Consider the following 7,165-nt stretch of genomic DNA (forward strand, 5'->3'; position numbering starts at 1 on the left):
TACTCGATCGGCCCGAACATGAGGCTGAAGGAAACCAGCGGCGGCGAGAGCAGGATGAGCGAGATCGAGGACAGGACGCTGCCGATGACGCCGGACAGGAGCGCCACCTGAAGCGCGTAGGCTGCCTGACCCTTCTGGGTCATCTTGTAGCCGTCCAGTACGGTCGCAACCGAAGCCGGGGTGCCCGGCACCCGCATCAGGATGGCCGGAATGGCGCCGCCATAGGAACCGCCATTGTACATACCGGCCATCATGCCGAGTGCAAACATCGGATCGAGCCCGAAGGTGAGCGGGATCAGCACGGCAAGGCCGGTCACCACKGTCAGGCCCGGCAGGCAGCCGACGATCAGACCGGCGATCAGGCCGATGAACATCGCAAGGATGTTCATCGGGGCGAAGACAAGCGGAAGGGCGTGGAGGAGCGCGTCGATCATCTCAGCCGTCCCAGAAATGGGGAAAGGACATCCGGCGGGATCGGACGTTCAAGCGCATAGACGAAGATCGCCAGGATCGAGACCACGCAGACCACGGCGACGATGGCCGAGAGGCGCCAGCGCTGGAAACCGACGGCGGCTGGCAGCAGCACGCAGAGCGCGAGGCTCGGCAGGATGAAGCCGATGAGGCTGACCGCCGCGAAATAGGCGACAAGCGCCGCGATACCGACGGCGAGGCGAGGGGCGTGCTCGGCGAAACTGCCTTGCATCGGATTGCCCCGCTGCCGCCGGAGGAGTTCGCGCAGGGCGATCCAGCAGCCGATCACGGCCATGCCGATGCCGATCGCAACCGGATAGGCCGCGCTCTCGGCAGGATAGGTCGAGGCCGTGGCGATCACCGTGACGGAGGTCGCCACCAGAATGGTGGCGAATCCGATTTCTGCGAGGCTTCGCGACCGGCCCTGCGGGGCAGATGCCTCGGGCGTCACTTCCATGGGGTTGCCTTCCAGGTGGCCTCGAGATCGGTMGAGGCGCGGTCGAGGAAAGCTTTGAAGTCTGACGAGGCGAGATATTGCAGCGGAATCTCGGCCTTCTTGGCGGCATCGAGATATTCGGGGTCCTTCAGCGCCTGGTCGATCGCCTTTTCCAGCTTGGCGATGACATCGGCCGGGATGCCCTTCGGGGCCGCGATGCCGCGCGAGGCGCCGACGACGACGTCATAGCCGCCTTCGCGGAAAGTCGGTGCATCAGGCAAATACGACGAGCGCTCGGCGCTCATCACGCCGATGACCTTGATGGTGCCTTCGCGCGCGATCTGCAGGGCCTCGCTGAGATTCATCGTCGCGGCCGGGACATGGCCGCCGAGCACGGCCTGGCGCACCGGTGCCGTGCCGCCGAAGAAGGCGGGGGTGAATTTGGTATCGGCGAGGCGCTGGAAGTTCAGGAGCGCGATATGCTCCGAGGAGCCGCTGGCGCCTGAGGTGCCGATGACGACGGCGCCCGAGGCCTTCTTGGCTGCGTCGACCAGGTCCTTCAATGAGGAATAGGGGCTGTTCTTCGGAACGACCAGGACACCGGGATCGTAGACGAGATTGGCGACGGGCTGGAAGTCGCTCATCTTGAACTTCGACTTGCCCTCGACCACCAGCGCGTTGATCGCCGGCGCGTTGATGAAGCCGATCGTGTAGCCATCCGCCTTGCCCTGGGCGACCGAAGTCCAGCCGATCTCACCGCCGGCACCGGGCTTGTTGACGACGCCGATACGGGCGCCCGGACCGAGATATTTCTCCATGTAGCGGGCGATCGAGCGGGCGGCGACGTCTGTCCCGCCGCCTGGCGCGAAGGCAACGATCATCTCGATCGGTTTGTCCGGATAGTCGGCACGGGCCGGAGCGCCCGCTGCGGTGAAGAGGAGCGCGGTTCCTAGTGCGGCAACGATCGACAACGACTTCATGGTCGACTCCTTCAAGGGGCTGGGGCAGGCGTTGGAGAGGTGGTCAGCAATGCGCGTTCGACGAACCCGAGCCTGTCCTGGCCCCAGAACAGTTCCCCGTTCACGGCGTAGGTGGGAGTGCCGAAGATGCCGAGACGCTCGGCTTCAGCGAGATTGTCGTTCCAGGCCGCGATAATCGTCGGCTGCTGGGGATTGGCGACGAGCGGTACCGCGACTTCGCCAAGCGTTTCGCGGGCGATCGCCTTCAGCGTATCGAGATCGGCAATATCCTGGTCTTCCGCCCAGAGCGCGCGCTGGATGGCAAAGGAGAAGCTGCGCGCATMGAGGCCGGCGCGGTCGATGGTGATCACGGCCTGTGCCGCCAGTTCGATCGTCCGGCACGGGTAAAAGCGCGGCTTCAGGTTGAGTTTCATGCCGAGATGGCGGCGCCAGCGGTCGAGTTCGACCGCATGATAGGCCTGACGTGGATCGGGGCGGGTCCTGAGCGGAATGCCACCATTCGCTTCGATGATCCGGATCGGCCGTAGCCGGAGACGCGCGCCTGTGCGTTCGACGATGTCGTAGAGCCTGGGCGCGCCGAAATAGGCCCAGGGCGAGGAGATGCCGTAGAAGGCCTCGACCAGCGGGCGCTCACCTGCCGGCATGGCTGGCCTCCAGCTCGGTGTCCGCATCCTGCCATTCGTCGCCGAGCAGTTCGGGCGTGTCGTAGGCCATCAAGGCCCGGTAATGCGTCTCGCGATCGGCGACGAAGAGTGCGCGGGCGATGCCGCGGGCCAGCCGCTCGGCGCCGTCGCTGACCGCCGGAATGTCGCCCGAGAGCTTTCCGTGGCTCAGCATCGCGGGATAGTTGAAGCAGTGTATGCGCGAGAGGGCCGGGCAGGTGCCCGGCACTTTCTCCTGAAATTCGAAGGCGGGGCCGAGATCGGGCGCGTGCAGCAACTCGGCGCTGTCGCTCCCTGGCGGCGGCGTATAGCGATCCTTCCAGAAGCGGATGAAGGGCGCGACCGCTGAGAGTTCCGGCCGCTGCGCGGGATCGACCGAGAAGCCGGTCGCGAAGATCAGGAAGTCGAGATGATGCACGCCCTTCGACGTGGTCAGCACGATATGGCCATCCTGCTCCGCGAGATCGAGCAGCGGGCTGCCGAGATGGAAGCGGGAATTGGCATGGCGCGAGACCCGCAAGGTGCTGTCGCGCGGCGGCGGGGTCTGCGCCTTCAGCGCGTAGTCGAGGAAGCGCCATTTCCAGTCGTCCGGCAGCCCCGCGAAGCCATGCACCACGCCCTGGCTGCCGATGCCGGTGAACTTGTTGATCCGCGGCAGATCCTTGCGACGCACGATAAGATCGAGACTGGCAACGCCATGCTCCAGCGCGGTCGCCGCATTGTCCATGGCCGAGGCGCCGGCGCCGATCACGCCGACCCGCAGGCCTTTCAATGCCGCAAAGTCGATATCGTCCGCGCTATGGGCCCAGAATTTGCGGTCGATGCCATGTGCGATCGGTGGCACCCAGGGGCCGCCCAGCCCATCGCGTCCGGTGGCAAGCACCAGATGCCGCGTGAAGATGGTGCGTGTTCCCTCAGCATCCGAGATGTCGAGGGCCAGGATGTCGTCGGCCAGCGGCGTCACCGCGTCGAGCGAGGTCGCGTTCGCGATCGGGAGGCTCAGCACGCGCCGGTACCAGACGAGGTAGTCCATCCACAGGCCGCGCGGGATCTTGCCGAGGGCGTCCCACGTCGTGCGGCCGAACTGCGCCTCATACCAGGCGCGGAAGGTCAGTGCGGGCAGGCCGAGTGCGGGGCCGGTGAGCTGCTTGGGCGAACGCAGCGTTTCCATACGTGCATAGGTCACCCAGGGGCCTTCCTGGCCGGCGGGGGCGCGGTCGATAACGGTCACGTTGGAGAGGCCGAGCCCCTTGAGCGCGGCCGAGGCTGCCAAGCCGCACATGCCGGCTCCGATCACGACGACGTCGCGAACACGCTGGCCGTTGAACGCGCGCTGCGGCACCCAGTCCTTCGCCGGCCATTCCAGCCATTCAAGGTCCTGACGGAGGCGTTGCTCCAATGCGGGGAGGCCCATCGGGGCCGGCAATGCGGCATTCATGCCGTTCTTCCGATTGCTCTGGCTGCGACTGGGGCCGGGCCGAAGATATCGGCCAGGAGTCGGTCACGTGCCGTGGGAGGGTGTTTGACGAAGCCGGGCAGCGTCTCGCGGGCGAGGGCCTCCAGCGCGCCGACGAGACCTTCGACGAGGGGCGTCAACGGACGGCCATAGGGCGTGACCACGCCCCAGAAGAAGGAGATGGGCACGTCGAGCTTGCGGATCGCGACGCCCTCGAGCGGCATGCCATAGGCGATCACCGGTTCGAGGATCGCGATGCCGAGGCCGGCGCGCGCGGCCATCAGCGCCGTGTTGGAGGTATTGGCATCGAGGACCGAGGCCGGCCTGACGCCAACCTGCTCGAGGGCGACGTCGACACGTCTGCGCCAGCGGAATGGGTTGGCCATCGTGATCAGGCGCCGCCCCTCGATCGAGGCGAGCGGAATCGTGCCGGACGCGGCAAGAGGGTCGTCGGCGCGGATAGCGGCCACGCAAGGTGCTTCGCCGATCCAGTGGATTTCGAGGGCGGGGTGATMGACCGGCAGGCTGGTCACGCCGATCTCGGCGACATGGGTCGCGACCGACTGGACGACCTGCTCGGCCAGCGCCGCACGAATATGGACCTGTTCCGGCAAGGCATCCTGGCCGAGCCGCGCCAGGGCTGCGGGCAGCATGCCGGCGGCGAAGGAGGCGATCGCCGCGATCTCGAGCGAGCGCGGCTTGTCGGCGGCGATGGCCTCCGCACGCTCGCGCAGCTGCCGAAGCCAGGTGATGACGGGCTCGACTTCCTGGTGAAAGCGCAGTCCGCGCTCGGTGKGGGTGACGCGCGGGCCGCTGCGGTGAAGCACGCTGAAACCCAGCGTCTCCTCGAGCTCCTGGATCAGCCGGGTCAGGGCTGGCTGCGAGCGGCCGAGCAGCCGCGCCGCGCCGGTGATGCTCCCGGCGGATATGACGGCGGCGAACGCTTCAAGCTGGCGCAGATCCATTGGATGGTACCATTCCCATTTTGAATGCTAACTATGTCATGATGCGCGTCAAGCATGAAAGCGTGCATGAGAATGCGATCCCCAGCTTGAGTGAGCCGTAGGCTCCGTCCGGTGGATCTTCAGAAATGGATGCCGTCGAAGACCCGTTCCTGGGCATTGCGGATATGGGCCTGCATCGCCTCGCGCGCCCTGACGCCGTCGCCGTCGCGGATGGCCTCGAAGACGGCCGCATGCTCGCGCTGAACCATGGCGAGATGCTCGGCCGATTGCAGAACGGAGAAGCTGCGGGCGAGGTCGATGACGAAATCGACCTGAGACCTCACAGCGGCCAGAGCGGCCTCGAAATAGGGGTTCTGGGTTGCCCGTGCGATCGCTGCGTGAAAATCGCTGTCCTGCTGGACGCCGATCCGGCCCGTCTTGATCGCGAGGTGGATCGCGTCGAGTTCCTTCTGGATCGCGGCGATATCGGCCTCGCTGCGATGCAGCGCGGCCGCATAGGCAACCTCGCCTTCGAGTGCGATCCGGAACTGATAGACGCGTCTGACATTCGAGATCGTGCGAATGCCTTCGTCCTTGCTCAGGGGAGCGCGGGGCGGCGGCGCAGTCAGCTGCGGTTGCACTGCCGCGATGAAGCTGCCGGCGCCTTGCCGGGAATGGATCAGGCCGTCATCGCGCAGGCGCCGCAATGCCTCGCGCACCGTCGGCCGCGAGACGCCAAACTCCTGGCTCAGTTCGTTCTCCGAGGGCAGCTTTCCATCGGCGAAGACTTCGCCGCGCCGGAGGCGCTCAAGCATGTCCGCATAGAGTACGTCGCTCAGTTTCGGGCGGTGAGACACGGGCGCCTTCTGTTCCAGGTCATCACGAACTTGGCAAGTTCACTTGTAAACAGATTTACATACTTTGCTGCACCTGCAAAGCGACCTGGCTCTACGACTATCGAATCGCGCTATTTTTGAGCGTGCAGGGGCGCATAATCACGCAAGGCGTGCGTTGACAGACAAGTTTTCAACTCGCTACTTGTAAAGGGACCGGCGACCTTCGAGGCCCGGTGCGGGGAGATCGTTTCATGACCACGACGCGTCGTGCCATCCTCCAGGCCGGGCTTGCCCTGCCGTTCATGTCGATGCCGGGGCGCGCGCAGCGTGCGAGCGGTATCCTGCGCTACGGGCTTTCCGCCTTTCCGCCCAATCTTCAGCCCTGGGTCAGCACCGGGGCGTCGGCCGGCACGGTGAAGATGCTCACGCATCGCAGCCTCGTGTCCTATGACAGCAAGGGCGAGTTGCGAGGCGAGTTGGCCGAGTCCTGGTCGCGCGACAGCGATGGCGCCTGGGTCTTCAAGCTGCGGCAGGGCTGCGTCTTTCATAATGGCGAACCGGTCACGGCCGAGGACGTGAAGTGGTCGATCGAGCAGATCGCCGGCGAGAAGTCGACCGCCTATATGCGCACCCAGTTTCAGGGGATCGAGCGCATCGAGATTCCCGACCCGAAGACCATCCGGCTTGTCACCACGCTGCCGCAGGCGACGTTGCCGAGCTGGTTCGGCAACTACAACACTTTCGTGATCTGGCGGAAATCGGCGCCGAACGAGCCGGTCGGAGCAGGCCCCTTCAAACTGGCCGGACAGGAGCGCGGGACCTCGCTCGATCTCGTCGCCTTCGACAAGTTCTACAAGCCGGGTTTTCCGAAGGTGAAGGGCATCAAGTTCGTCGTCTATGCCGACGAGAACCTGCGCTTCGCCGCGCTGCAGTCCGGCGATGTCGACATGATCGAGTATGTGCCGTGGCAGTCGATGTCCGCGGTCGAGGCCGACTCCAGGCTGAAGCTCGATTCGGTCGAGGGGCCGTTCATGGACATCCTCTTCAACGGCACCAAGCCGCCCTTCAACGATCCCCGCGTGCGCCGGGCCATCGCCCATGCCGTGAAGCGCGACGATATCGTCAAGGCCGCCTTCTTCGGGCGCGGCAAGCCGCTCGAGGGCCTGCCGATCGTCGAAGGCACGCCCTGGTATGACAAGGAACTGGCGCATGGCTGGAATTATGATCCGGCCCGGGCCAAGGCGCTGCTCGCCGAGGCCGGGTTCGCCAACGGCTTCCAGTCGACGCTGCTCGCCACCTCGCAGTTCGGCATGCACAAGGATACGGCCGAGGTGGTGCAGCAGCATCTGGCCGCCGTCGGCATCCAGTGCGAGCTGCAGC

Annotated in this window: 8 protein-coding genes; 1 reads left to right on the top strand and 7 read right to left on the bottom strand. The window is 65.6% G+C overall.

Annotated features, from left to right (window positions below):
• The 7 genes from AC1DJT_RS32095 to AC1DJT_RS32125 form a co-directional block, all read right to left on the bottom strand.
• On the bottom strand, positions 1-434 hold a 434-nt coding region (locus tag AC1DJT_RS32095; protein WP_476835654.1), incomplete at its 3' end, for a tripartite tricarboxylate transporter permease.
• Positions 431-928: a tripartite tricarboxylate transporter TctB family protein gene (locus tag AC1DJT_RS32100; protein WP_441505865.1), complete on the bottom strand. Its 498-nt coding sequence runs from the start codon at positions 926-928 to the stop codon at positions 431-433. The genes AC1DJT_RS32100 and AC1DJT_RS32095, both read right to left, overlap by 4 nt.
• Positions 919-1,887, bottom strand: a complete 969-nt coding sequence (locus AC1DJT_RS32105) for a tripartite tricarboxylate transporter substrate binding protein (protein ID WP_441489837.1) — start codon at positions 1,885-1,887, stop codon at positions 919-921. Before AC1DJT_RS32105 ends, AC1DJT_RS32100 begins: the two co-directional genes overlap by 10 nt.
• A gap of 11 nt (positions 1,888-1,898) precedes the next feature.
• Entirely contained in the window at positions 1,899-2,531 is a 633-nt protein-coding gene (locus tag AC1DJT_RS32110; protein ID WP_476835655.1) for a DsbA family protein, read from the bottom strand.
• The gene (locus AC1DJT_RS32115) at positions 2,518-3,987 is read right to left on the bottom strand and encodes an NAD(P)-binding domain-containing protein (protein ID WP_441505864.1); all 1,470 of its coding nucleotides are present in this window, start codon (positions 3,985-3,987) and stop codon (positions 2,518-2,520) included. The genes AC1DJT_RS32110 and AC1DJT_RS32115 overlap by 14 nt, the downstream gene beginning before the upstream one ends.
• Positions 3,984-4,970 carry a LysR family transcriptional regulator gene (locus AC1DJT_RS32120; RefSeq protein WP_476835656.1) on the bottom strand — a complete coding sequence of 329 codons (987 nt, stop codon included), beginning with the start codon at positions 4,968-4,970 and terminating at the stop codon, positions 3,984-3,986. The genes AC1DJT_RS32115 and AC1DJT_RS32120 overlap by 4 nt, the downstream gene beginning before the upstream one ends.
• Positions 4,971-5,089: 119 nt before the next feature.
• Positions 5,090-5,806: a FadR/GntR family transcriptional regulator gene (locus AC1DJT_RS32125; RefSeq protein ID WP_441505862.1), complete on the bottom strand. Its 717-nt coding sequence runs from the start codon at positions 5,804-5,806 to the stop codon at positions 5,090-5,092.
• Between the two features lie 230 nt (positions 5,807-6,036).
• Here AC1DJT_RS32125 and AC1DJT_RS32130 point away from each other — a divergent pair.
• A partial coding sequence (locus AC1DJT_RS32130; RefSeq protein WP_476835657.1) for an ABC transporter substrate-binding protein occupies positions 6,037-7,165 on the top strand: 1,129 nt, incomplete at its 3' end.

This window comes from Allobosea sp. 05T422_2 (genome assembly GCF_056396265.1).

Excerpts from the sequence above, each read along its gene's own strand:
- AC1DJT_RS32100 (WP_441505865.1), bottom strand. The coding sequence starts at position 928 with ATGGAAGTGACGCCCGAGGCATCTGCCCCGCAGGGCCGGTCGCGAAGC.
- AC1DJT_RS32115 (WP_441505864.1), bottom strand. The coding sequence starts at position 3,987 with ATGAATGCCGCATTGCCGGCCCCGATGGGCCTCCCCGCATTGGAGCAA.